The sequence below is a fragment of the Pseudomonas sp. W22_MBD1_FP4 genome, assembly GCF_052113765.1.
Taxonomy (GTDB): Bacteria; Pseudomonadota; Gammaproteobacteria; order Pseudomonadales; family Pseudomonadaceae; genus Aquipseudomonas; species Aquipseudomonas sivasensis.
This window is the reverse complement of the sequence record NZ_JBGQOI010000014.1, coordinates 78,809-101,209: the sequence shown is the minus strand read 5'-3', so window position 1 is coordinate 101,209 and position 22,401 is coordinate 78,809. Positions and strand designations below refer to the sequence as shown.

Sequence of the window (22,401 nt, the reverse complement as noted above, 5' to 3'; positions counted from 1 at the left end):
CCGTAGTTGGCCATATGACATGGCCGGATTGGCCTAAAAGTGGCGGCGATTATAGGCATATTCTGACGGCGATGCCATGCGCCAGACGTCGTACGGTCATTCGTCTTGTGGCTGATAACGCGGGTCGTGGGCTTGCAGATGGGTCAGGCGGGCCAAGGGGTCTTGGCGATAAAAGCGACTGAGTTGGGCATACACCTGTGGATAAGTGCGGACCAGTAAATCCGGGGCGCTGAAAAAATATTCGCTGGTGACTGCGAAGAATTCCGCCGGGTTTTCTGCGGCGTAGGGGTCGATCTCGGTGTCGGCGTCCGGGTTGGCGTCCAACTGGCGATTGAGATCGTCATAAGCGCTTTGCATCACGCTGGCCCACTCCTGCACGCGCATGTCGTGGTGCAGCGGCGGTAGGCCGTTGGCGTCGCCGTTGAGCATGTCGAGTTTGTGGGCCAGTTCGTGGATCACCAGGTTGTAGCCCTCCCACTGGCCGCTGGCGAGTACGCCCGGCCAGGCGAGGATCACCGGGCCTTGCTGCCAGGCTTCACCGCTGTGTTCGCCGTCCCACTCGTGTTCGATGCCGCTGCTGTCTCGATGGCGCTGGGGGCTCAGGAAGTCGTCGGGGTACAACACGATTTCGTGGAAGCCCTGATACCAGTCGAGGTCGCCGAGGTTCATCAGTGGCAATTGCGCCTGAGCGGCGAGCAGCAGGCGTTGTTCCTGGTGCAGCTCGACGCCCGGCAGGGCGGTGAGGTGTTTTTCGGCGAGAAACACCACGCAGGCTTCGCGCAACCACTGGTCCTGCTCGGCGCTGATACCGTCGAGGAAGGTCAGGTGGTGGCGCACCCGTTGCCAGGTTTCATCGGCAATCGGGTGCTTGGTCAGCAGGCGCCGGCGACGCCAGGCGCTGAGGGACCACATCGCAGGTTACTGCTGCTTGGCTTCGGAGGAAGTGCGGCCAAAACGGCTGCGGAACACACCAATGATCATCGGCACCAGGGACAGCAGGATGATGAACACCACCAGCAGCGACAGGTTTTTCTTGATAAAGGGCACGTTGCCGAAGAAGTAGCCCAGGGTCACCAGGCCGCCGACCCAGAGGATAGTGCCCAGCACGCTGAATCCGAAGAACCGTGGGTAGGGCATTCTCGCGATGCCGGCCACGAACGGCGCAAAGGTGCGCAGAATCGGCAGGAAGCGCGCCAGGGTCACGGTTTTGCCGCCGTGCTTGTCGTAGAAATCGTGGGTTTTTTGCAGATAGTCGCGGCGGAAAATCTTCGAGTTCGGGTTACTGAACAGGCGTTCTCCAGCTGTTCGTCCGATTACGTAGTTGGTGCTGTCGCCGAGGATTGCCGCCAACATCAACAGGCCGCCCAGCAATACCGGGTCCATGCCGCCACCTGCGGCGATGGCTCCGGCGATAAACAGCAAAGAGTCGCCTGGCAGGAACGGCATGACCACCAGACCGGTTTCGCAAAAGATGACCAGAAACAGAATGGCGTAGATCCACGGACCGTAATTGGTTACCAGCAGGTCGAGGTAGACGTCGAGATGCAGGATAAGGTCGAGCGGGTTGAAATCCATGGATGGCACCTGTGTGAACGGCCCGGCTCAGCGGGCCTGTGCGGAAGCTCGGGTAATAAGGCTACAAGTGTATGCCGCATTTCTTACAACCCTGAAAGGTCCGCATTATACGGATTGAGAGGTGAAAAGCGTGTTGGTTTTGTAGCGGGGGATGTCGTGGCGTGAGGTCTGAAGATCGCCAGAAATCAATGTGGGAGCGGGCTTGCTCGCGAAAGCGGTGGGTCAGTTATAAATAGTCTGACTGACAAACCGCTATCGGGGGCAATCCCCCCTCCCACAAGGTGTCCACGGTGTCCGGGAGTCAGTCTTCGCTGATCGGCAAGGTGTAGTTCTTGAACTCGGTGTCTTCACGAAACCCGATTGACTCGTACGTCTTCTGCGCCACTTGGTTGTCACTGCTGGTCGACACCCGCAGCCGCACTGCGTGCGTCTCTTTGGCCATCTTTTTCGCGGTGCGCATCAGGTTATCCGCCACCAGCTGCCGACGTGCGTCTTCGGCTACGTAGATGTCATTGAGGATCCACACCCGCTTGAGCGAAAGCGACGAAAAGCTCGGATACAACTGACAAAAACCAAGCAACTTCTTGTCGTCATCATCGGCCAAGGCCAGGTAAATCACCGACTCCTTGCGGCGCAGGCGCTTTTCCAAAAAAGCCCGCGATGAGTCCGGGAACGGCAGGGCCCCATAAAACTCGCGGTATTTGACGAACAGCGGGGTCAACAGGTCCAGGTGTTCCAGGGTCGCTTGAGTAATCCGCATGCCAGGCCTCAACTTCCAGATGGGTATGACCACACGTGCGGCCGTGAATTGATGCTGCCTAAAGACGCCAAAAAGCGCAATCGTGCCGGGATCAGTCCTGCGGTGGGCTGAGCAGGAAATTACCTTTCATCAGGTTCGGATCGTCGGACTCGATGGTCTGCAGCTGCGCCTCATCCTTGAGGTTTACCCCCGAGAGCTGCCGGCGACACGCCTCTTTCATCAAATACAGCAAACGATGGGCCGCCATCCCGTAACTCAAGCCTTCCAAGCGCACGTTGGAGATGCAATTGCGATAGGCATCGGTGAGACCGATCTTGGGGTTGTAAGTGAAATACAGCCCCAGACTGTCCGGCGAACTGAGCCCCGGCCGTTCGCCGATGAGGATCACCACCATTTTGGCGCCGAGCAGTTGCCCGATTTCGTCGGCAACCGCCACGCGCCCCTGTTCCACCAGGATCACCGGCGACAAGGACCACCCTTCGGCGTGGGTTTGTTCTTCCATGCGCGTAAGAAACGGCAACGTATGTTTATGCACTGCCAGCGCCGACAGACCATCAGCCACCACGACCGCCAGGTCCACGCCGCCGGGATGCGCTGCTGCGTAATCCCGCAGGCTCTGGGCCGATTCGTCGCTCAAGCGCCGCCCCAAATCCGGACGTTGCAAGTAGCTATGCCGGTCGGTTGCGGCGCTGTGCAGCAACAGGCTGTCACGCCCACGTTCGGCCAGTTGACTGCTAAGGCCAGCATGGTCGAAAGGCAGATGCACCGCGTCCCGCGCCTGGGCGTGGGCAAATTGGAAATCAAGCTGGGCGTTGGTAGGAATGCTGGTACCGGTACGGCCCAAGGCAATACGCGCCGGGGTCAGGCGCCGCAGTTCCAACCACGGGTTTTCAGGCAGGTCGAGTTGCACAGGCGGCTCCTTCATCCCAATTGCGCCAGGGCGTGGCGAAACGCCGGTGGCAGGCTGTTGCCGAAGCGCACCTTGCCGTCGGCTTGCGTAAAAATGCCCATTTTTGCCAGCCACTGTTCAAACTCCGGTGCCGGCTTTAAACCCAACGTCTGGCGAGCGTACAAGGCGTCGTGGAACGAGGTGGTCTGGTAGTTAAGCATGATGTCGTCGGAGCCGGGGATACCCATGATGAAGTTGATCCCGGCCACGCCCAGCAGGGTCAGCAGGGTGTCCATGTCGTCCTGGTCGGCTTCGGCGTGGTTGGTGTAACAGATGTCGCAACCCATCGGTACACCCAGCAATTTGCCGCAGAAGTGGTCTTCCAGGCCGGCACGGATGATCTGCTTGCCGTTGTACAGGTACTCGGGGCCGATAAACCCGACCACCGTGTTTACCAGAAACGGTTTGAAATGCCGTGCCACGGCATAGGCGCGGGTTTCGCAGGTTTGCTGGTCGACGCCAAAATGCGCATTGGCCGACAAGGCGCTGCCCTGGCCGGTTTCGAAATACATCAGGTTTTGGCCCAGAGTGCCCCGGTTCAAGCTCAAGCCCGCGTCGTAGCCTTCCTGCAGCACATTCAGGTTGATGCCGAAACTGGCGTTGGCCGCTTCGGTGCCGGCAATCGACTGGAACACCAGATCCAGTGGCACGCCGCGGTTGATGGCTTCGATGGAGGTGGTGACGTGGGTCAGCACACAGGCCTGGGTGGGGATTTCGTAGCGCTGGATAATGGCGTCGAGCATCTCCAGCATCGCGCAGATCGAGGCGATGCTGTCGGTGGCCGGGTTGATGCCGATCATGGCGTCGCCGTTACCGTACAACAGGCCGTCGAGAATGCTCGCAGCGATGCCCGCCGGCTCGTCGGTCGGGTGGTTAGGTTGCAGGCGGGTCGACAGGCGACCGCGCAGGCCCATGGTGCCGCGAAACTGGGTCACGACGCGGATCTTCTGCGCCACGAGTACCAAGTCCTGCACGCGCATGATCTTGGACACCGCAGCAGCCATTTCCGGTGTCAGACCCGGCGCCAAGGCGCGTAGGGAATGTTCATCGGCGGCGTCGCTGAGCAGCCAGTCGCGCAGGCCACCGACGGTCAGGTGACTGACAACGGCGAAAGCCTGCTTGTCGTGGGTGTCGATGATCAGTCGGGTGACTTCATCGCTTTCATAGGGGATCAGCGCTTCTTCAAGAAAGTGTTTCAACGGGATATTTGCCAGCGCCATTTGCGCCGCCACCCGCTCACCGTCGTTCTGCGCGGCGACGCCGGCGAGAAAGTCTCCGGAGCGCGCGGGACTGGCCTTGGCCATCACGTCCTTGAGGCTGTCGAAGCGGTAGGTTTGTGCACCCACCGCGTGGGAAAAGCTTGCCATACAGTGTCTCCTTGACGACGCGGGCAGCAGCCCGCGTCGAGGTTTACGGCAGTTAGTGCAAGGCGGCCTCTGCGGCCTGGATCGCCGCGAATTCCTCTTCGGGCGTGCCTGCTACCAAGTGATGCCGGCTGTAGAAAGCAAAGTAAGCAATTAATACTCCATAGATGATCGCGGCGCCAATCACCACCCGTGGATCCACCAGAAAGCCCGCAACGACGGCCACGCAGGCGAGTACCAAGGCAACCCCTGAAGTGAAAATGCCACCCGGCGTGCGGTAAGGACGGTCCATTTTGGGGCGACGGATGCGTAGGGTGATGTGCGCGGCCATCATCAGTACGTAGGAAATGGTCGCGCCAAACACCGCCACCAGGATCAGCAAATCCCCCTGGCCGGTCAGCGACAGGCCGAAACCGATAATGCCGGGGATCACCAGCGCCAGTACCGGTGCCTTGCTCTTGTTGGTCTCAGACAGCTTGCGCGGCAGGTAGCCGGCACGGGACAAGGCGAAGATCTGCCGCGAATAGGCATAGATAATCGAGAAAAAGCTGGCGATCAGTCCGGCCAAGCCAACCAGGTTGACGAAGCTGCCCATCCAGGTCGAACCGCCGTAGGACAACGCCAGCGCTTCCACCAGCGGGTTCCCGGATTTGATTAACGCGTAAGTGCCCGCGCCGCCCGGTGCAATCACCAGGATCAACAAGGCAAAGCTGGTCAGCACCACAATGGCGCCGATCAGGCCACGAGGCAGGTCGCGCTTGGGGTTCTTGGTTTCTTCGGCGGCCAGCGGCACGCCTTCTACGGCGAGGAAAAACCAGATCGCGTAGGGAATTGCCGCCCACACGCCGACGTAGCCAAACGGCAGGAAGGTGCTGGCGCCCTTGGCCTCGGTCACCGGAATATCCAGCAAGTTGGCGACGTTGAAGTGCGGCACCATCGACACCAGGAACACGCCCAGTGCAATCGCGGCTATGGCAGTGATGACAAACATCAGCTTCAAGGCTTCGCCAACGCCAAAGATGTGGATGCCGATAAAGATGATGTAGAACGCCAAGTAGATCATCCAACCGCCAATGCCGAACAGCGACTCGCAGTAAGCGCCGATAAACACCGCGATGGCGGCGGGGGCTATGGCGTATTCGATCAGAATGGCCGTGCCCGTGAGAAAACCGCCCCAAGGCCCGAAGGCACTGCGGGCAAAGCCGTAGCCACCGCCAGCGGTAGGGATCATCGAAGACAGTTCGGCCAGGGAGAAACACATGCACAGGTACATGGTGGCCATCAGCAATGTGGCGAGGAACATACCGCCCCAGCCACCCTGGGCGAGGCCAAAGTTCCAGCCGGCGTAGTCGCCGGAAATAACGTAGGCAACGCCGAGCCCAACTAACAGCACCCAGCCGGCGGCGCCTTTTTTAAGTTCGCGTTGTTGGAAGTATTGGGAGTCGACTTTTTCGAAGTCGACAGAAGATCCAGTCGGTTCGCTAGGCATGAAGAAGTACCTTTCGTTGTTATTGTTTTTAACTCGGCCTCTGTGTGCCGAATGCTATTCGCAAGTACTTGTGACGATCTAAGTGTGGGAGGGGAAAACCCCCTCCCATCATTGACCTTGTTTCAAAAGTGGGAGGGGATGTTAGTTAGAAGAAGCCCAGTGGATTAATGTCGTAACTCACCAGCAAGTTCTTGGTCTGCTGGTAGTGGTCTAACATCATCTTGTGTGTCTCGCGGCCCACACCGGACTTCTTGTAGCCACCGAACGCGGCATGCGCCGGGTACAAGTGGTAGCAGTTGGTCCACACTCGGCCCGCCTTGATCGCCCGGCCCATGCGGTAGGCGCGGTTGATGTCGCGGGTCCACACGCCGGCGCCCAGGCCGAACTCGGTGTCGTTGGCAATGGCCAAGGCTTCGGCTTCGTCCTTAAAGGTGGTGATGCTCACCACTGGGCCGAAGATTTCCTCCTGGAACACACGCATTTCGTTGGTGCCTTTGAGCAGCGTCGGCTGGATGTAATAACCGCCGGCCATGTCGCCGGTAAGCTGCTCCACCTTGCCGCCGGTGAGCAACTGCGCGCCTTCGCCCTTGGCGATTTCCAGGTAAGACAGGATCTTGTCGAACTGCTGCTCGGACGCCTGGGCGCCGACCATGGTGTCGGTGTCCAGCGGGTCACCGCGTTTGATCTGCTCGATTTTCTTCATCACCACTTTCATGAAGTCGTCGTAGATCGACTCTTCCACCAGCGCACGGGATGGGCAGGTGCACACCTCGCCCTGGTTGAAGAACGCCAGCACCAGGCCTTCGGCGGCTTTCTCGATGAAGGACGGTTCGGCTTTCATGATGTCGGCGAAGAAGATGTTCGGCGACTTGCCGCCCAGCTCAACGGTGGACGGAATAATGTTCTCCGCCGCCGCATGCATGATGTGCGAACCCACCGGGGTGGAGCCGGTGAAGGCGATCTTGGCGATGCGTTTGCTGGTGGCCAGGGCTTCGCCGGCTTCTTTGCCGAAACCGTGTACTACGTTCAGCACGCCCGGTGGCAGCAGGTCGCCGATGACTTCCATCAGCACGTTGATGCCCAGCGGGGTTTGTTCGGCGGGCTTGAGCACCACGCAGTTACCGGCGGCCAGGGCCGGGGCGAGTTTCCAGGCGGCCATCAGCAGCGGGAAGTTCCACGGGATGATCTGACCAACCACACCCAGAGGCTCGTGGAAGTGATAGGACGCGGTGTGTTCGTTGATCTCGGCGCTGGTGCCTTCTTGGGCGCGGATGCAGCCGGCAAAGTAGCGGAAGTGGTCGGCGGCCAGCGGTATATCGGCGTTGAGGGTTTCACGCACGGCTTTGCCGTTGTCCCAGGTTTCGGTAATGGCCAGCAGTTCAAGGTTCTGTTCGATGCGGTCGGCGATTTTCAGCAGCACCAGCGAGCGGTCCTGGGCCGAGGTCTTGCCCCAGGCGTCAGCGGCGGCGTGGGCGGCGTCGAGGGCCTTGTCGATGTCTTTGGCAGTGGAGCGCGGGAATTCGGCGATGGGCTTGCCGTTGACCGGCGAGGTGTTGGTGAAATAGTTGCCGTCGACCGGCGCAACGAATTCGCCACCAATGTAGTTGCCGTACTTGGCCTTGAACGAAACGATCGCGCCTTCAGTACCGGGGTGTGCGTAACGCATGGTGGGTATCTCCTGGCTTTTATGTTTATTGGAGTGCAGCGCTCAAGCGCTTGGTAAAGCGTAGAGCAAAGGTCGGGCCACTGCCTTGAGGGCCATGTAAATCAAGGGGTTGAGGTTTGTTGAAAGGCATTGCTGTCACACGCCTGGCACAGCCTGGGTGACACTTTGTGCCATAAACGGTACAGCCTGTGACCGGTGGGTCTGCACGGGATTGCATCTCTTGCAGGGCTGGGGGATGCTGGACGCTCTCACGCAGGGAGAATAATAAGAACATGCACAACGATCATTTCAGTCGCCATGCCCAGCAAGTCCTCACCGTGGCACGTGGCCGTGACCCCTCCAGCGATCCGTCCATCGCCCGTTCCTGGCTGCGGTGCCTGGAGGATTACCACCTGGATCCCGCGCAGACCATCGCACCCACCGTGCTTGAACACGGGCGCCTGTTGGAAAGCCGCGAGCGTCTGCAGCAAGTGCTGCACATCGCCGGCAGTGAGATGAATAGCCTGCACCAGCAGCTCTCCGGTGCCGGCCACGCGGTACTGCTGACCGATGCGCGCGGAGTGATCCTCAACTGTGTCACTGCGCCGTCCGAGCGCAAGATTTTCGAGCGCGCCGGTCTGTGGCTCGGTGCCGATTGGAGTGAAGCCTGCGAAGGGACCAATGGCATCGGCACCTGCCTGGTGGAGCGTCAGTCCCTGACCATTCATCGCGATGAACACTTCCGTGGCCGCCACACCGGGCTGACCTGCTCGGCGAGCCCGGTGTTCGACCCCCATGGTGAATTGCTGGCGGTGCTGGACGTGTCGTCAGCCCGGGAAGCGGTATCGCGCCAGAGTCAGTTTCACACCATGGCGCTGGTGAACCTGTCAGCGAAGATGATCGAGAGCTGCTACTTCCTGCGCCATTTCGAGCACCACTGGCTGTTGCGCTTTCATCTGCAGGCCGAGTCCGTGGGCCTGTTCAGCGAAGGGTTGCTGGCGTTCGATGGCGAAGGGCGCATTTGCGCGATGAACCAGAGCGCGCTGAATCTGCTAGGGCAGGTTCGAGGCAACCTGCTGGGTCAGCCGGTGGAGGCGTTCTTCGACTGTTCTCTGGATCAATTACTCGGTCGCGCCAGTGCCAATGCGACCGCCAGTTGGCCACTGCGCACCCGCGATGGGCGGCGCTTGTTTGCCGCACTGCGTGGTCAGCCACGCAGTGTGTCTTTACCCAGCGCGAAGGCTGAGCCCGCCCGCCTGGCTGGCATCTGCCTGGGTGATCCGGCGTTGCAAAATGATTTTCGCAAGGCGCTGCGGGTATTCGAGCGAGATGTGCCGCTACTGATTAATGGGGAAACCGGCAGCGGTAAAGAAGCCTTCGCTAAGGCCGTGCACCATGCCAGCCAGCGTGCCGACAAAGCCTTCGTCGCCCTCAACTGTGCCGCCATCCCGGAAAGCCTGATCGAAAGCGAGCTGTTCGGTTATCGCGGCGGCAGTTTCACTGGCGCGCGGAAGGAGGGCATGCAAGGTAAGTTGCAACAGGCCGACGGCGGCACTCTGTTCCTCGATGAAATCGGTGATATGCCTCTGGCTCTGCAAACCCGCTTATTAAGGGTTCTGGAGGACCGCATGGTGGTGCCTATCGGCGGTGAGCCTCAGGCGGTTAACGTCAGAATTATCAGCGCGACGCACCGCAACTTGCTGGGGCGTGTCCAGGACGGCAGTTTCCGTGAGGACTTGTATTACCGGCTCAACGGGCTGGAAGTTGGGTTGCCACCGCTGCGTGAGCGCAGCGATAAATCTCAGTTGCTGGATTTTCTGCTGGCTGAAGAGGCGGGCGGGCAGACTGTACAACTCGACCCGGCGGCGCGTTCGGCGCTGTTGACCTTTGCCTGGCCCGGTAACGTCCGACAACTGCGCACGGTGCTGCGTACGTTGGCGGCGCTGTGTGACGACGGGCGCGTGGGCCTTGAAGATTTGCCCGCGTCGATCCGCCAGGCCCGACCGCAACCGGTGGTTGAGGCTAAGACCGCCGAGTCGCCCCTGGAAGACGCCGAGCGACTTGCCTTGCTAACGGCCTTGGAACAACAGCGCTGGCATATGTCCCATACGGCGGAGCAACTGGGTGTCAGCCGCAATACGTTGTATAGAAAGCTGCGCCGGCACGGTATCGCACGCGCGTCCCTGCCCGGGTGATCGTGGTTTGGTCCTACAGCTAAAGAGTGCGATTTTCGCCCCCCTGCGCTAACCTGCCTCGATGTTTACGAGGTCGACTATGCACATTCATATTCTTGGTATTTGCGGCACCTTCATGGGTTCGATGGCGGTTCTGGCTAAAGAACTGGGCCATCACGTGACAGGCTCCGATGCCAATGTTTACCCGCCCATGAGCACGCAACTCGAAGCGCAGGGCATTGAACTGACCCAGGGTTACGATCCGGCGCAATTCGACCCGGTGCCGGATCTGGTGGTGATCGGCAATGCCATGTCCCGTGGCAACCCGGCCGTCGAGTACGTGCTCAACAAAGGTTTACCGTACGTCTCCGGCCCGCAATGGCTGGCCGATCATGTGCTGCAAGGCCGCTGGGTACTGGCCGTTGCCGGTACCCACGGCAAGACCACTACCAGCAGCATGCTGGCGTGGGTGCTGGAGCATGCGGGCATGAGTCCTGGCTTCCTGATCGGCGGCGTGCCACAAAACTTCTCGGTCTCCGCGCGCCTGGGCGACACGCCGTTCTTTGTGATCGAGGCTGACGAATACGACAGCGCCTTCTTCGACAAGCGCTCCAAGTTTGTCCACTACCGTCCGCGCACGGCGATCCTCAATAACCTTGAGTTTGATCATGCGGACATCTTCCCCGATCTGCCCGCTATCGAGCGGCAGTTCCACCATTTGGTGCGCACTATCCCAAGCGAAGGCCTGGTCATCTACCCGACTACCGAGCCGGCTTTGCAGCGCGTGATCGAGATGGGCTGTTGGACACCGGTGCAAACCACCGGGGCGGGAGGGCAATGGCAGTTCAAGTTGCTCAGTGAAGACGGTTCCAGGTTTGAAGTGCTGTTTGAGGGTGAGGCCCAAGGCATCGTCGAGTGGGACATGACTGGTCAGCACAACGTTGCCAATGCCTTGGTCACTCTGGCTGCCGCACGGCATGTGGGCGTGGTGCCTTCCATGGGCATTGCTGCGCTGAGCGCATTCAAAAGCGTAAAACGCCGCATGGAAAAAGTCGCCGACGTGAATGGGATTACCATCTACGACGACTTTGCCCACCACCCAACCGCCATTGCCACCACCCTTGACGGACTGCGCAAGCGCGTTGGCGATGCCCCGATCATTGCTATTGTCGAGCCGCGCTCAAACTCCATGAAGCTTGGTGCACACCGCGACGGCCTGCCGGAAAGCGTCAACGATGCCGACCAGGTGGTGTGGTACGCCCCGACCAATCTTGGCTGGGACTTACCGGCGATTGCGGCCCAGTGCACGGTGCCGTCGAAAGTCTGTGATTCCATCGAGGGCATCATTGAGTTCGTCAAGCAGCAGGCCAAGCCTGGCACCCATGTGGTGGTCATGAGCAACGGCGGCTTCGGCGGCTTGCACGGCAAACTGGCCGAGGCGCTGAAATGAGCGGGCCGGAACGCGTCACCCTGGCGATGACCGGTGCCTCGGGCGCGCCCTACGGCCTGCGCCTGCTTGACTGCCTGGTGCGTGAAGATCGCGAGGTGCACTTCCTGATCTCCAAGGCCGCGCAGTTGGTGATGGCGACCGAGACCGACGTGGCACTGCCTCCCAAGGTGCAGATGATGCAGGCCTTCCTCACCGAGTACACCGGTGCGGCGCCGGGGCAGATCAAGGTTTACGGCAAAGAAGATTGGATGTCGCCGGTGGCCTCGGGCTCCGGTGCACCGGCGGCAATGGTTGTTGTGCCGTGCTCCACCGGCACCTTGTCGGCGATTGCCACCGGGGCCTGCAATAACCTGATCGAGCGCGCGGCAGATGTGACATTGAAGGAGCGCCGCCAGTTGATCCTGGTGCCGCGCGAGGCGCCGTATTCGAGCATTCATCTGGAACACATGCTCAAGTTGTCGAACATGGGCGTGACCATCCTGCCTGCGTCGCCGGGCTTTTATCATCAGCCGCAGACCATCGATGACCTGGTGGATTTTGTGGTGGCGCGGATTCTCAACCTGCTGAATATTCCACAGGACATGCTGCCGCGTTGGGGCGAACACCATTTGAGCAGCGATGAATAAGGCACTGTTGGTGATACTGGCGTTGCAATTGGGCGGCTGCGCCACCGCGCGTACGCTGGACGCTGCGCAGCCCGGCGCGCCGGTGGTGTATGCCGGCACGCGGTTGGACTTGTACGCAATGAATGGAGGTTGCTGCGCCAAGGACCGGTTTGGTGCTGAGGCGCCGAGCTACCCCGGTGTCGACCTGCCGGCCAGTGCGTTGCTCGACACTTTGCTGTTGCCGCTGTCGGTGTTGACGGTGCTCGGAGTGGGATTTAACGCCACGGGCGGGCTCTAGCGCTGACCCGAAGGCAATACAAAACCAATGTGGGAGGGGGCTTGCCCCCGATAGCGGTGTATCAGTCACCCAATATGTTGACTGACCCTCCGCCATCGGGAGCAAGCCCCCTCCCACATTTTGCTTTGTGTTCGGCTTTATTTGCCGAGCTTGCGCAGTTCGTCCGACTCTACGATCCGCACCCCATTCTGCTCTTCCAGCGCCAGGCGCCACATGGCCCGGGCCAGTTCACACACTTCGATGCCTCGGTACTTGCCTGGAATCAGTCGTGACAGCGGCCCTGCCAGTTGTTCGGCCAAACGGGGTTCCAGCCGCTCCCCCAACAACAGCGACGGTCGCACGATGGTCAGTTGCGGCCAGTCTTGGGCCTTGAGTGCCTGCTCCATTTCCCCTTTGACTCGGTTGTAGAAAATCGAAGATTTCGGATCGGCGCCAATCGCGCTGATCACGATCAGGTGCCGTGCGCCCATTTCCCGTGCGCGCTTGGCGAAGGCGACGACCATCTCCAGGTCAACCGCACGGAAAGCCTCTTCCGAGCCCGCTTTTTTGATTGTGGTGCCCAGGCAGCAGAAGGCGATATCCACCCGGCCGCTCAGTTGCGGCAGGAACACCGCTGGGTCGCCCACCGGGTTTTCCAGGTGTGGATGTTCGGCCAATGGCTTGCGGCTCGGCGCGAGCACGCGGGTCACGGTGGGTTCGTTGAGCAGGCGGTCGAGCAGGTGTTCGCCAGTGAGGCCGGAGGCCCCTGCGAGCAAGATATGCTGAGGTGTCAGGTACATAGTGTTTCCCCCTTGTTACACGTTGCAGCTTAGTTGCCTTTGGCTTCCTTGCTATTCATTGAGACGCTTTCGAGCGCCTTTCGTGCCTGCTGTTTACGTAAAAGTTGCCAGTGGGCAATCACGCCTTTGGGGGCCCAGATCTGCGGTTCGGACGCTTCGAAATTGTCGGCCTGTTCGCGCTCGCTCACATGCAGCTGTGCCAGCTTGAAGGCTTGCTGCAAGTCGTCGGTCTGGTTGAAGGCTTGGGCGAAGAGGGCGTCGCCGAAGTAGGTGAAGTCGGCTTCTTCGGAGCAACCGAAGGACACGCGGTCGGCGCGGGAGGCGGTCATGATCAGCGTACGGTCGTCTTTGAGTGCCGGGATAAAGCCGCCGGAATAGCAGGCGGAAATTACGATGATCTTGTCGCGGTTTTTCAGCGGTGTCAGCACGGCGGCCAGCTCATCGGCGGGCAAATCGGCCAGCTCCATGCGCGGCTGATCCAGCACCAGTTCGTGTTCGTGGGTGCCGTGGCTGGTCATGTAGATAAACACCAGGTCTTCCGGGCCTGTGCGCTCGGCCAGGGTTTGCACGGCACGGCGCAAGCTTTCGCGGGTGGCCAGGGGGCGGTCGGCGATATGGTCGCGGTGGTTGACCAAACGGATCTGCCCACGTGCGCCGAAGCGGGTTGCGAGCATGTTGCTGACGTAATCGGCTTCGCGCAGGAACACGCTTTGTTTGCCGTCGCCGGCCACCGCCAGGGTGTACAACTCCACGGCAGGGGTGGAGGCGGGCACGGCGGCAAAGGCAGCATCGAGCAAATGCCCTTGGGCCAGCACGCCGATCTCCAGTGGGTCAGGCAACAATGTGCCGTCCGCGTCACGCACGCGCATGCCGTTGACCCAGGTACCGGCCTGCACCGTGCCGTCGGTGAGGACCAGCGTGCCGCGGCCCTGATAGTTGTCGCTGTCGAAGCCGCCGATGTAGAAGCTGCCGTCGGTCAGGTTCAGGCGGCCTTCGCCGGTAAAGCGCCAATCGCTGAAATAGCCGACGTAATGGCTGCCATCCACGCCGATCAGTTCGCCCTTACCGCTGAGCGCGCCTTCCTTGAACTGGCCGATCCACACGTCGCCGTCAGCGTTTTCATAGCGGCCCTTGCCGTTGAGTTGGTTCTGCTTGAACTGACCGACATAGATGTCGCCGTCGGCGCTGTTGAAGGTGCCGTTGCCCTCCAACTGGCCATCGACGAAGCGACCACTGAACTGATTACCGCTGTCGTCGTTGCGCTGGCCTTCGCCATTCGGCTTGCCGTGGGCGAACTGGCCCTGGTATTGGCTGCCGTCGGCCAGCTCCAGGCGGCCTAGACCGGAATACTGATCGTCTTTGAATTCGCCGCGATAGGTCATTTGCCCCTCTTTGAGGGTGCCTTCGCCGTTGCGCCGACCCTTGCGAAACCCGCCGACATACTGGCTGGCTGCGGTGGTCAGGCTGCCCTGTCCATCGAACAGACCTTGCTGGAACTGGCCTTTATAGACTTCGCCGTTGCTGCCATGCCACTCGCCCTGGCCGTGCCACTGGCCTTTGTCGAACGCGCCGGCGTACCAACTGCCGTTGGGGTAGTCCACACGGCCCTGGCCTTGCAGCAGGCCGTTGACCACATCGCCCCGATAGCGGCCGCCGTCGGGCAGGCGCGCATCGGGCGGCAACAGCGATTCGCCGTCTCCGCAAGCGGTGAGCAACAGGGCAAGGGCAAGGGGGGCGAGTGGGCGCATAGCGGGATCCGGATATTTGAGCGCCGAGTATGCCGCAGCTGCGAGTTTCATACATAAATTTACATACCCCGTGGTGAGTTTCAGCCTCTCACCACAGGGATGGCCTTACACGAAACAGAGTGAAAGCGACTCGGCAATGTAGGCCGGTTTTTCCTGGCCTTCGATCTCCAGCGTGGCAGTGGCCTTTAACAGCCACTGGCCGGGCTTTTTCTCGGTGACGTCAGTGAGGATCACGTTCAAGCGCACCTTGGAGTTGACCTTGACCGGCTGGATAAAGCGCACGGTGTCCAAGCCATAGTTGACCGCCATCTTCAGGCCTTCGGGCATGATCAGGATGTCTTCCATCAGCTTGGGTATCAGCGACAGCGACAGGAAACCGTGGGCAATGGTGCTGCCGAACGGCGTTTGCGCAGCCTTGACCGGGTCGACGTGGATGAACTGATGGTCGCCAGTGGCTTCTGCGAACAGGTTGATACGCGCCTGGTCGATGGTGAGCCATTCGGAACGTCCCAGTTCCTTGCCGACATAATCTTTGAGCTGCGCTACAGGTACATAGGGCATTGCGTCTCTCCTTGGTTCATCGATGCTGTTTTTATGGATTACAGAGAACCAATGTAGATCATCACGGGCAACCAGCCCGGTCAACCCACCATGCTTTTGGCGAATGCCGATGCATAGGGCCGGCATGCTTATAATGCGGGCGAGTTCAGAGGGGGGGAGAAAGCGGATGCTGTTACGTGGTCTGACATGGCTGGTGTTGTTTCAGTTGATCGGTACGGCGATCAATCATTTGCTGTTGCCGGTTCTGCCGGGGCCAATCATTGGCCTGCTGCTGATGCTGGGTTTCCTGATCTGGCGTGGCGAGGTGGGCGAGCCGTTGAGCCTGGCCGCTGGCAGCCTGTTGCGGTATCTGCCACTGCTGCTGGTGCCGCCGGCAGTCGGCGTGATGGTGTACGCCAAGGACATCGCGGCTGACTTTTGGGCCATCGTCGGCGCGCTGGTGTTGTCACTGGTGATCGCCATGGCATTCGTTGGCGTACTGATGCAGCAGATGGTCAAGCGCAAGGAGAAGGATCAATGATCTTCGACTGGCATGGCGCGTGGACGTCCGTGATTCATCACCCGCTGTTCGGTATCGGTATTACCCTGGGCGCCTATCAACTGGTGCTGGCGGGGTTCGAGAAAACCCGCTGGATCTTCCTGCAACCGGTGCTGGTCTCCATGCTGCTGGTGATCGGCGTGTTGCTCACCTGCGGCCTGAGCTATGCCGAGTACCGCAAGAGCACCGAGATCATGGGCATTCTGCTGGGGCCTGCCACGGTGGCGCTGGCGGTGCCGCTTTATCTGAATCTGCGGCGCATTCGCCAATTATTTTGGCCAATTTTTACTACGCTGGTGATAGGCGGTGTATTGGCTACCGGCCTGTGTGTGCTGCTCGGCTGGTGGTTCGGCGCTGAACACATGATGCTGATGACCATGGCGCCCAAGTCGGTGACCTCGCCGATCGCCATGCTGGTGGCCGAGCAGATCGGCGGCGTGGCGGCACTGGCCGCGGTGTTTGTGCTGATCACTGGGGTGGTGGGGGCGATGGTGGGGCCGGCGTTACTTTCGCGCCTGGGTGTGCACAGTCCCGAGGCGCGTGGCATGGCGTTGGGCATGACCGCCCACGCGGTCGGCACCTCGGTGGCCCTGCAGGAGAGCGAAGAGTGTGGCGCCTTTGCGGCGCTGGCCATGAGTCTGATGGGCGTGGCCACGGCGGTGTTCCTGCCGTTGGCTGTGTCAGTGATTGTTTAAACCAGGTTTAAGGAAACCTTTATGAGTCTGGCGCTGTTCCCGCTCAATACCGTGCTGTTCCCTGGCTGCACCCTCGACCTGCAATTGTTCGAGGCGCGCTACCTGGACATGATCAGCCGTTGCATGAAAAAGGGCGAAAGCTTCGGCGTGGTGTGCATCCTTGACGGCAAGGAAGTAGGCATGGCTCCGGACGGTTACGCGCTGATCGGCTGTGAAGCGCTGATTCGCGACTTCAAGCAGCAGGACAATGGTCTGCTGGGGATTCGTGTCGAAGGCGGGCGGCGCTTTCGTGTGCTCGATACGGGCGTGCAAAAAGACCAGTTGCTGGTGGCCGAGGTGCAATGGCTGGATGAGCAGCCGGACCAGCCGTTAGAAGAAGAGGACGCTGATCTGCTGGCATTGCTCCAGGCCCTGGCCGAGCATCCGATGGTCTCTTCGCTGGACATGGACGCCCATGCCGAGGGCCAGCAAGCCTTGGGCAATCAGCTTGCTTATCTCTTGCCCTTTACCGAGGCCGACAAGATCGACCTGCTGCAACTCGACGACCCGCAGCAGCGCCTGGATGCGATCCAGATGCTGCTTGATGAGCTACAGGAAGAGCTTTTCACTCAGTAGGCGTAGCGCAGCAGTGCGTGGGATGTGCCGGTGAGTGCAATAAAGCTCAAGACTGCCACTATGGCAGGCAGCAGCAGCCACCATGTTTTTTTGCGCAAGGGTGGCAGTGGGCTGCGGTGCTGGATGGCTGTCAGGCTGAACGCACACACCGTCATCGCCAGGAGCGTGCCGGCCAGGATGTCCGAGGGCCAATGGGCGCCCAGGTAAACCCGGGACAAGGCGATAAAGGCGGCGGGAATGCAGCCCAGCAGTATCCACGTCAGTCGCAGCCGTGTCGGTTGGCCGCAACCTGCCAGCACCGCCAGCGCCAGGAAAAACGCGAAGGCGCCGGAGGCATGGCCGCTGGGCATGCTGAAACTGGTCAGGGGGTCGGTAAGGATTTCCGGGCGGCCACGGGCGAAAAACAATTTGCTCCCGGTGTTGATTACCGCCGATCCGGCCAGTGTGGCGCCCACAAAGATGGCGTGGCGCCACTGTCGAGCCAGTAGCAAAAGCCCGGTGAAGACGGCGCTGGCGACAAACATCTTCTTGAACTCACCCAATTGGGTGACCATCACCATGGCTTCATCCAGCCAGGCGCTGCGATGCTCCTGCACCAGTGCGCTAAGACCCTGATCGAAATCATTCAGGTGTGGATAACCGATAAACAGTGCGATCAACAACGTCAGGCTGGCGCAACCTATCCACAAGGTGGTGCGCCGGTGGTCGCGCAGGCTGCTGTTCAAACCCAGCCCCAGCAGTACCGCCAGGCACGCCGTGACAACGCCGGCCTCAGGCCAGAAGCCTTCCGGTAATGGCAGGCGGAACGCGGCGCCGGTGGCCCAGCCCGGCAGCAAGTAGGCCACCGACCAGCCGGCTGCGGCGAGGACGCTCACTGCCGCAAAGCGTGGGAACGGCATATCGCACATGCCGGCCACCATCGGCAGCATCGGGCGCAAGGGGCCGATGAAGCGTCCGACCAGCAGGCTGGCGATGCCGTACTTGTGGAAGTAGGTCTCTGCACCGTTCATCCATTCGGGGTGGTGGCGCAGACCGGGCAGGCGGCGGATGTTCTGGTGGAAATGTCTGCCCAGGAAGTAGGAAACCCCATCGCCCAGCAAACCGCCGAGAAAGCCCAGCAACAGCGTTTCACTCAACGACAGCGCGCCGCTGCCGGCCAATGCGGCAATGGCAAACAGCAATACCGTGCCCGGTACGATTAAACCGGCAATCGCCAGGCATTCCACGCACGCGACGATAAACACCGCCACCGCCAGCCATTGTGGGTTCAGGGTCAGCCAGCCGGTAATGCTATCGAGCCATTGGCCCATAAACGTCACTCCATCACCACAAAATTCAAATCAGAAAATAGTCGCGGCCTTCGACCTGGCCTCGGCGCAGCGGGTTCCGTGTGCAGTACGGTGCATAGCTTGCATCGACAAATCGGTACATCAGGTGTTCATCGCGGCCACTGGGGATGCCCAGGCGGGTCGTCTGGATGATTTGCGTCGGTACCTGGCCGACATCTTCCACATACAGCCTTTCCTGGTCGAAGCGCTTGGCGTCCCACATCGGCACTTTGAGCCCCAGCGCTTTGCACAACAACGTTTGGCCGGCGCACAGCTTCTGCGAGGTGCGCGGGCTGCCATCGGCATTCGGGTTGTTCAACTGCATCTGCGCGAGGCTCGCCTGGCCGGAAAGGTCATCGACCCACGGATAGGCCGATTTGATCAATACGGCATTGCCCGGTCCATGTGCGCTGAAGTTCAGGGAGTCGCCGCCACGGGCGTAGTACATGTAGATATGGCCGCCATCCAGAAACAAAGCCTTACGCTTTTCTGTGTAGCCGAGTGAAGCGTGGCTACCTTTTTCGGCCACGTAATAGGCTTCCGTTTCAATAATTCGAGCCGAAAGCCAGATTTCGCCGACGCGATGGCGTACAACTTTGCCGAGCAGTTCCCGCGCAAGAATTTGCGCGTCACGGTCGAAGAAGCCGTCGGGCAGGGCGCTGGCGGGGCGTTGGGGCGATGAGCTGGGCATGGCGGTCAGGGGAAATGCGGCTAAATATGACGGAATCATAACAACTCCCACCTTAATTACCGCTGAACCCCAGGTTTTTACAGTTCATTTCGACCATCCGCCCCTCACCGCTGTCAGTCGGGCGGCGTCACAGCTATAATCTGCCGCTTTCCTCTTTGCCAAGACTCCCTGACCATGACTGAGTCCGTTCTTGACTACATGACCCGCCTGGGTCGCGCTGCCCGTCAGGCCTCGCGGTTGATCGCCCGTGCGAGCACCGCGCAGAAGAACCGTGCCTTGCTGGCCGCCGCTGATGCTCTGGATGCTTCGCGCTCCGAACTCGCCGCGGCCAACGAACTGGACCTGGCCAACGGCCGCGCCAATGGCCTGGAACCGGCCCTGCTGGACCGTCTGGCGCTGACCCCGGCACGTATCGACGACATGATCGAAGGCCTGCGTCAGGTGGCCAAGCTGCCTGACCCCATCGGTGAAATCCGCGATATGCGTTACCTGCCGTCCGGTATTCAGGTCGGCAAGATGCGCGTGCCCCTGGGCGTGATCGGCATCATCTATGAGTCGCGACCTAACGTGACCATTGACGCCGCGAGCCTGTGCCTCAAGTCCGGCAATGCCACCATCCTGCGTGGCGGTTCCGAGGCGATCAATTCCAATCGCGCAATTGCCGCCTGCATCCAGCAAGGCCTGGCCGTGGCCGAACTGCCGGCCGAAGTGGTGCAAGTGGTGGAAACCACCGATCGCGCGGCCGTTGGCGCGCTGATCACCATGCCGGAATTCGTCGACGTGATCGTGCCGCGCGGTGGCAAGAGCCTGATCGAACGCGTCAGCCGTGATGCCAAGGTTCCGGTCATCAAGCACCTGGACGGTGTATGCCATGTGTTCATCGACATCGCCGCCGATATCGACAAGGCCATCCGCATCGCCGACAACGCCAAGACCCATCGCTACGCCCCGTGCAACACCATGGAGACTCTGCTGGTGCACGTCGGCATTGCCGATCGCGTGCTGCCGCCGCTGGCTGCCATCTATCGCGACAAGGGCGTGGAACTGCGCGGCTGCGAACGCACCCGCGCGCTGCTGGGCGCGGACGTGATCGAAGCGACTGAACAGGACTGGTACACCGAATACACGGCGCCGATCCTGTCAATCCGCATCGTTGATGACCTGGATCAGGCCATCGAACACATCAACACATACGGCTCCAAGCACACCGACGCGATTGTCTCCGAGCACTTCAGCGATGCGCGTCGTTTCCTCAACGAAGTGGATTCCGCTTCGGTGATGGTCAACGCCTCGACGCGCTTTGCCGACGGCTTTGAATACGGGCTGGGCGCCGAGATCGGCATCTCCACCGACAAGCTTCACGCACGCGGCCCGGTTGGCCTGGAAGGTCTGACCAGCGAGAAGTACGTGGTGTTCGGCGACGGTCATGTGCGCACTTGATGGCTAAACGCATCGGGCTGCTCGGCGGTACTTTCGACCCCGTGCACATCGGCCATTTGCGCAGCGCTCTCGAAGTCGCAGATGCCCTTGCACTGGACGAGTTGCGCGTGATGCCCAACGCGCGGCCGCCCCATCGCGATACGCCGCAGGTGTCACCGCAACAACGTCTGGAAATGGTGTGCCTTGCCGTAGAAGGCATACCGCCGCTGGTGGTGGACGACCGCGAACTCAAACGCGATAAACCGTCCTACACTGTCGACACCCTGGAGCTGATACGCGCCGAGTTGGCCGTAGATGACCAGTTGTTTCTGCTTTTGGGCTGGGACGCATTTTGCGGCCTGCCCTCTTGGCATCGCTGGGAGGAACTCCTCCAGCATTGCCACATCCTGGTTTTGCAACGCCCGGATGCCGACAGCGAACCGCCGGATGCCTTGCGCAACCTGCTGGCCGCGCGGTCGGTAAGTGACCCCTTGGCCCTGACCGGGCCGAACGGGAATATTGCATTCGTCTGGCAGACCCCGCTTGCGGTGTCTGCCACCCAGATCCGTCAACTGCTGGCCAGCGGGAAGTCGGTACGTTTCCTGGTGCCTGACGCGGTCCTGGCCTACATCGATGCGCACGGGCTTTACCGTGCGTCGAACTGAAAAGGCGCGCTTGAACGCACGAACAGTCGTGCAGCGAGCGCCCGAACATATGAGCAAAACGAGTTTTTTATGACGAACAAAGACGTAAGCAAAGTAAAACGCAAAGGCACGTTCAAAAGCGCCCCGCTGCCGGTTGAAGCCCACGTTGGTCCGGAACTGGCTGGCGAAGAGCTGGTAAAAGTCGCCGTTGCCGCCCTGGAAGACGTGAAGGCCCAGGACATTCAGGTTCTGGACGTACGCGACAAGCAGAGCATCACCGACTTCATGATCATCGCCACTGGTACTTCCAACCGCCAGATCGGCGCGATGCTGGACAAGGTCCGCGAAGCCGTCAAAGCCCAAGGCGTCAAGCCACTGGGTGAAGAAGGTAAGGGCGACAGCGACTGGGTGCTGCTGGACATGGACGACGTGATCGTTCACATGATGACCTCCAACGCCCGTCAGTTCTACGACCTGGAGCGTCTGTGGAAAGGCGCCGAGCAGAGCCGTGCCGCTGATGGCAAGCACCACAGCCCGGAAGTGGGCCACGCGCACTTCGACAAGCTCAACAAAGACCAGGAATAAGGAACGGCTGTGCGCCTGCGTCTGATCGCTGTCGGTTCACGCATGCCCAAGTGGGTGGAAGAAGGCTGGCACGAGTATGCCAAGCGTCTGCCCGCTGAGCTGTCGCTGGAACTGGTGGAAATACCGCTCAACACCCGGGGCAAGAATGCCGACGTAGCGCGCTTTATCCGTCAGGAAGGCGAAGCCATGTTGGCCAAGGTCGGCCCCAACGAGCGCATCGTCACCCTCGAAGTGCACGGCAAACCCTGGAGCACCGAGCAACTGGCGGTGGAACTGGATCGCTGGCGCCTGGACTCGCGCACCGTCAACTTCATGGTCGGTGGCCCGGAAGGGCTGGCGCCAGAAGTCTGCGCGCGAGCCGACCAGCGTTGGTCGCTGTCGGCACTGACGTTGCCGCACCCGTTGGTAAGGATTCTGATCGGTGAACAGCTGTATCGCGCCTGGACAGTTCTGTCCGGGCACCCTTACCACAAATAGTCTGCGCCCCTC

The 22,401-nt window shown here is 60.6% G+C and carries 23 protein-coding genes; 11 read left to right on the top strand and 12 right to left on the bottom strand.

The features are described 5' to 3' along the window. Positions 1-96: 96 nt before the first annotated feature. From ACEN2T_RS18740 to exaC, 7 genes are all read right to left on the bottom strand, one after another. Positions 97-912, bottom strand: a complete 816-nt coding sequence (locus tag ACEN2T_RS18740) for a zinc-dependent peptidase (RefSeq protein WP_442117299.1) — start codon at positions 910-912, stop codon at positions 97-99. Between the two features lie 6 nt (positions 913-918). Further along, on the bottom strand, positions 919-1,575 hold the full coding sequence (locus ACEN2T_RS18735; protein ID WP_032884575.1) for a DedA family protein: 657 nt from the start codon (positions 1,573-1,575) through the stop codon (positions 919-921). Positions 1,576-1,876: 301 nt separating this feature from the next. Continuing rightward, entirely contained in the window at positions 1,877-2,335 is a 459-nt protein-coding gene (locus ACEN2T_RS18730; protein ID WP_032884576.1) for a GNAT family N-acetyltransferase, read from the bottom strand. 91 nt (positions 2,336-2,426) lie between these two features. Continuing rightward, positions 2,427-3,260 (bottom strand): ethanolamine ammonia-lyase subunit EutC, encoded by an 834-nt coding sequence (eutC, locus tag ACEN2T_RS18725; protein ID WP_032884577.1) that lies wholly within the window; start codon positions 3,258-3,260, stop codon positions 2,427-2,429. Next, entirely contained in the window at positions 3,257-4,651 is a 1,395-nt protein-coding gene (locus ACEN2T_RS18720; RefSeq protein WP_099603283.1) for an ethanolamine ammonia-lyase subunit EutB, read from the bottom strand. The genes eutC and ACEN2T_RS18720 overlap by 4 nt, the downstream gene beginning before the upstream one ends. 52 nt (positions 4,652-4,703) lie before the next feature. Beyond that, positions 4,704-6,137 (bottom strand): ethanolamine permease, encoded by a 1,434-nt coding sequence (gene eat, locus ACEN2T_RS18715; protein ID WP_181640283.1) that lies wholly within the window; start codon positions 6,135-6,137, stop codon positions 4,704-4,706. Positions 6,138-6,282: 145 nt separating this feature from the next. Further along, positions 6,283-7,803 carry an acetaldehyde dehydrogenase ExaC gene (gene exaC, locus ACEN2T_RS18710; protein ID WP_032884580.1) on the bottom strand — a complete coding sequence of 507 codons (1,521 nt, stop codon included), beginning with the start codon at positions 7,801-7,803 and terminating at the stop codon, positions 6,283-6,285. A 272-nt stretch (positions 7,804-8,075) separates the two neighbouring features. Between exaC and ACEN2T_RS18705 the strand changes: the two genes are divergently transcribed. From ACEN2T_RS18705 to ACEN2T_RS18690, 4 genes are all read left to right on the top strand, one after another. Beyond that, the gene (locus ACEN2T_RS18705) at positions 8,076-9,977 is read left to right on the top strand and encodes a sigma-54-dependent Fis family transcriptional regulator (protein ID WP_442117298.1); all 1,902 of its coding nucleotides are present in this window, start codon (positions 8,076-8,078) and stop codon (positions 9,975-9,977) included. Positions 9,978-10,056: 79 nt separating this feature from the next. Continuing rightward, on the top strand, positions 10,057-11,406 hold the full coding sequence (gene mpl / locus ACEN2T_RS18700) for a UDP-N-acetylmuramate:L-alanyl-gamma-D-glutamyl-meso-diaminopimelate ligase (protein ID WP_442117297.1): 1,350 nt from the start codon (positions 10,057-10,059) through the stop codon (positions 11,404-11,406). Next, the gene (gene ubiX, locus ACEN2T_RS18695) at positions 11,403-12,032 is read left to right on the top strand and encodes a flavin prenyltransferase UbiX (RefSeq protein WP_032884583.1); all 630 of its coding nucleotides are present in this window, start codon (positions 11,403-11,405) and stop codon (positions 12,030-12,032) included. Before mpl ends, ubiX begins: the two co-directional genes overlap by 4 nt. Then, complete coding sequence (locus ACEN2T_RS18690) at positions 12,025-12,309, top strand: YceK/YidQ family lipoprotein (RefSeq protein WP_032884584.1); 285 nt, start codon at positions 12,025-12,027, stop codon at positions 12,307-12,309. Before ubiX ends, ACEN2T_RS18690 begins: the two co-directional genes overlap by 8 nt. A gap of 137 nt (positions 12,310-12,446) precedes the next feature. On the opposite strand, the gene ACEN2T_RS18685 is transcribed toward ACEN2T_RS18690, so the two are convergent. The 3 genes from ACEN2T_RS18685 to ACEN2T_RS18675 form a co-directional block, all read right to left on the bottom strand. Continuing rightward, positions 12,447-13,088 carry an oxidoreductase gene (locus ACEN2T_RS18685; protein ID WP_122681778.1) on the bottom strand — a complete coding sequence of 214 codons (642 nt, stop codon included), beginning with the start codon at positions 13,086-13,088 and terminating at the stop codon, positions 12,447-12,449. Positions 13,089-13,117: 29 nt separating this feature from the next. Then, positions 13,118-14,836, bottom strand: coding sequence for a C13 family peptidase (locus tag ACEN2T_RS18680; protein ID WP_442117296.1), 1,719 nt, complete (start codon positions 14,834-14,836; stop codon positions 13,118-13,120). A gap of 105 nt (positions 14,837-14,941) precedes the next feature. Next, on the bottom strand, positions 14,942-15,397 hold the full coding sequence (locus ACEN2T_RS18675) for a MaoC family dehydratase (RefSeq protein ID WP_032884587.1): 456 nt from the start codon (positions 15,395-15,397) through the stop codon (positions 14,942-14,944). Positions 15,398-15,563: 166 nt separating this feature from the next. On the opposite strand from ACEN2T_RS18675, the gene ACEN2T_RS18670 reads away from it, so the two are divergent. Genes ACEN2T_RS18670 through ACEN2T_RS18660 form a run of 3 tightly spaced genes read left to right on the top strand, consistent with a single transcriptional unit; the run spans position 15,564 to position 17,245 of the window. Beyond that, entirely contained in the window at positions 15,564-15,917 is a 354-nt protein-coding gene (locus ACEN2T_RS18670; RefSeq protein ID WP_032884588.1) for a CidA/LrgA family protein, read from the top strand. Further along, positions 15,914-16,630, top strand: coding sequence for an LrgB family protein (locus ACEN2T_RS18665; RefSeq protein ID WP_032884589.1), 717 nt, complete (start codon positions 15,914-15,916; stop codon positions 16,628-16,630). The genes ACEN2T_RS18670 and ACEN2T_RS18665 overlap by 4 nt, the downstream gene beginning before the upstream one ends. A 21-nt stretch (positions 16,631-16,651) precedes the next feature. Further along, positions 16,652-17,245 (top strand): LON peptidase substrate-binding domain-containing protein, encoded by a 594-nt coding sequence (locus ACEN2T_RS18660; protein WP_099603279.1) that lies wholly within the window; start codon positions 16,652-16,654, stop codon positions 17,243-17,245. Here the strand turns inward: ACEN2T_RS18660 and ACEN2T_RS18655 are convergent. Together ACEN2T_RS18655 and ACEN2T_RS18650 are read right to left on the bottom strand one after the other, a co-directional pair. Further along, positions 17,239-18,555 carry a bifunctional DedA family/phosphatase PAP2 family protein gene (locus ACEN2T_RS18655; RefSeq protein ID WP_032884591.1) on the bottom strand — a complete coding sequence of 439 codons (1,317 nt, stop codon included), beginning with the start codon at positions 18,553-18,555 and terminating at the stop codon, positions 17,239-17,241. The two genes, ACEN2T_RS18660 and ACEN2T_RS18655, sit on opposite strands and share 7 nt — an antisense overlap. Positions 18,556-18,580: 25 nt before the next feature. Further along, a complete protein-coding gene (locus tag ACEN2T_RS18650; protein ID WP_032884768.1) occupies positions 18,581-19,264 on the bottom strand; it encodes a DNA-3-methyladenine glycosylase in 684 nt (227 codons plus the stop codon). Between the two features lie 174 nt (positions 19,265-19,438). Here ACEN2T_RS18650 and ACEN2T_RS18645 point away from each other — a divergent pair, with 174 nt between their 5' ends. From ACEN2T_RS18645 to rlmH, 4 genes are all read left to right on the top strand, one after another. Beyond that, on the top strand, positions 19,439-20,704 hold the full coding sequence (locus ACEN2T_RS18645; protein WP_032884592.1) for a glutamate-5-semialdehyde dehydrogenase: 1,266 nt from the start codon (positions 19,439-19,441) through the stop codon (positions 20,702-20,704). Continuing rightward, positions 20,704-21,348, top strand: coding sequence for a nicotinate-nucleotide adenylyltransferase (gene nadD / locus ACEN2T_RS18640; protein ID WP_442117295.1), 645 nt, complete (start codon positions 20,704-20,706; stop codon positions 21,346-21,348). The genes ACEN2T_RS18645 and nadD overlap by 1 nt, the downstream gene beginning before the upstream one ends. Positions 21,349-21,417: 69 nt before the next feature. After that, positions 21,418-21,912 carry a ribosome silencing factor gene (gene rsfS / locus ACEN2T_RS18635; protein WP_003176298.1) on the top strand — a complete coding sequence of 165 codons (495 nt, stop codon included), beginning with the start codon at positions 21,418-21,420 and terminating at the stop codon, positions 21,910-21,912. Positions 21,913-21,921: 9 nt separating this feature from the next. Next, entirely contained in the window at positions 21,922-22,389 is a 468-nt protein-coding gene (rlmH, locus tag ACEN2T_RS18630; protein ID WP_003176297.1) for a 23S rRNA (pseudouridine(1915)-N(3))-methyltransferase RlmH, read from the top strand. Positions 22,390-22,401 lie beyond the last annotated feature (12 nt).

Coding starts and splice junctions, on each gene's coding strand:
- ACEN2T_RS18680 (WP_442117296.1), bottom strand. CDS start 14,836: ATGCGCCCACTCGCCCCCCTTGCCCTTGCCCTGTTGCTCACCGCTTGC.
- ACEN2T_RS18645 (WP_032884592.1), top strand. CDS start 19,439: ATGACTGAGTCCGTTCTTGACTACATGACCCGCCTGGGTCGCGCTGCC.
- eutC (WP_032884577.1), bottom strand. CDS start 3,260: ATGAAGGAGCCGCCTGTGCAACTCGACCTGCCTGAAAACCCGTGGTTG.
- ACEN2T_RS18735 (WP_032884575.1), bottom strand. CDS start 1,575: ATGGATTTCAACCCGCTCGACCTTATCCTGCATCTCGACGTCTACCTC.
- ACEN2T_RS18675 (WP_032884587.1), bottom strand. CDS start 15,397: ATGCCCTATGTACCTGTAGCGCAGCTCAAAGATTATGTCGGCAAGGAA.
- mpl (WP_442117297.1), top strand. CDS start 10,057: ATGCACATTCATATTCTTGGTATTTGCGGCACCTTCATGGGTTCGATG.
- exaC (WP_032884580.1), bottom strand. CDS start 7,803: ATGCGTTACGCACACCCCGGTACTGAAGGCGCGATCGTTTCGTTCAAG.
- rsfS (WP_003176298.1), top strand. CDS start 21,418: ATGACGAACAAAGACGTAAGCAAAGTAAAACGCAAAGGCACGTTCAAA.
- ACEN2T_RS18690 (WP_032884584.1), top strand. CDS start 12,025: ATGAATAAGGCACTGTTGGTGATACTGGCGTTGCAATTGGGCGGCTGC.
- eat (WP_181640283.1), bottom strand. CDS start 6,137: ATGCCTAGCGAACCGACTGGATCTTCTGTCGACTTCGAAAAAGTCGAC.
- ACEN2T_RS18660 (WP_099603279.1), top strand. CDS start 16,652: ATGAGTCTGGCGCTGTTCCCGCTCAATACCGTGCTGTTCCCTGGCTGC.
- ACEN2T_RS18665 (WP_032884589.1), top strand. CDS start 15,914: ATGATCTTCGACTGGCATGGCGCGTGGACGTCCGTGATTCATCACCCG.
- ACEN2T_RS18655 (WP_032884591.1), bottom strand. CDS start 18,555: ATGGGCCAATGGCTCGATAGCATTACCGGCTGGCTGACCCTGAACCCA.
- ACEN2T_RS18705 (WP_442117298.1), top strand. CDS start 8,076: ATGCACAACGATCATTTCAGTCGCCATGCCCAGCAAGTCCTCACCGTG.
- ACEN2T_RS18730 (WP_032884576.1), bottom strand. CDS start 2,335: ATGCGGATTACTCAAGCGACCCTGGAACACCTGGACCTGTTGACCCCG.
- nadD (WP_442117295.1), top strand. CDS start 20,704: ATGGCTAAACGCATCGGGCTGCTCGGCGGTACTTTCGACCCCGTGCAC.
- ACEN2T_RS18650 (WP_032884768.1), bottom strand. CDS start 19,264: ATGCCCAGCTCATCGCCCCAACGCCCCGCCAGCGCCCTGCCCGACGGC.
- ACEN2T_RS18670 (WP_032884588.1), top strand. CDS start 15,564: ATGCTGTTACGTGGTCTGACATGGCTGGTGTTGTTTCAGTTGATCGGT.
- ubiX (WP_032884583.1), top strand. CDS start 11,403: ATGAGCGGGCCGGAACGCGTCACCCTGGCGATGACCGGTGCCTCGGGC.
- ACEN2T_RS18740 (WP_442117299.1), bottom strand. CDS start 912: ATGTGGTCCCTCAGCGCCTGGCGTCGCCGGCGCCTGCTGACCAAGCAC.
- ACEN2T_RS18720 (WP_099603283.1), bottom strand. CDS start 4,651: ATGGCAAGCTTTTCCCACGCGGTGGGTGCACAAACCTACCGCTTCGAC.
- ACEN2T_RS18685 (WP_122681778.1), bottom strand. CDS start 13,088: ATGTACCTGACACCTCAGCATATCTTGCTCGCAGGGGCCTCCGGCCTC.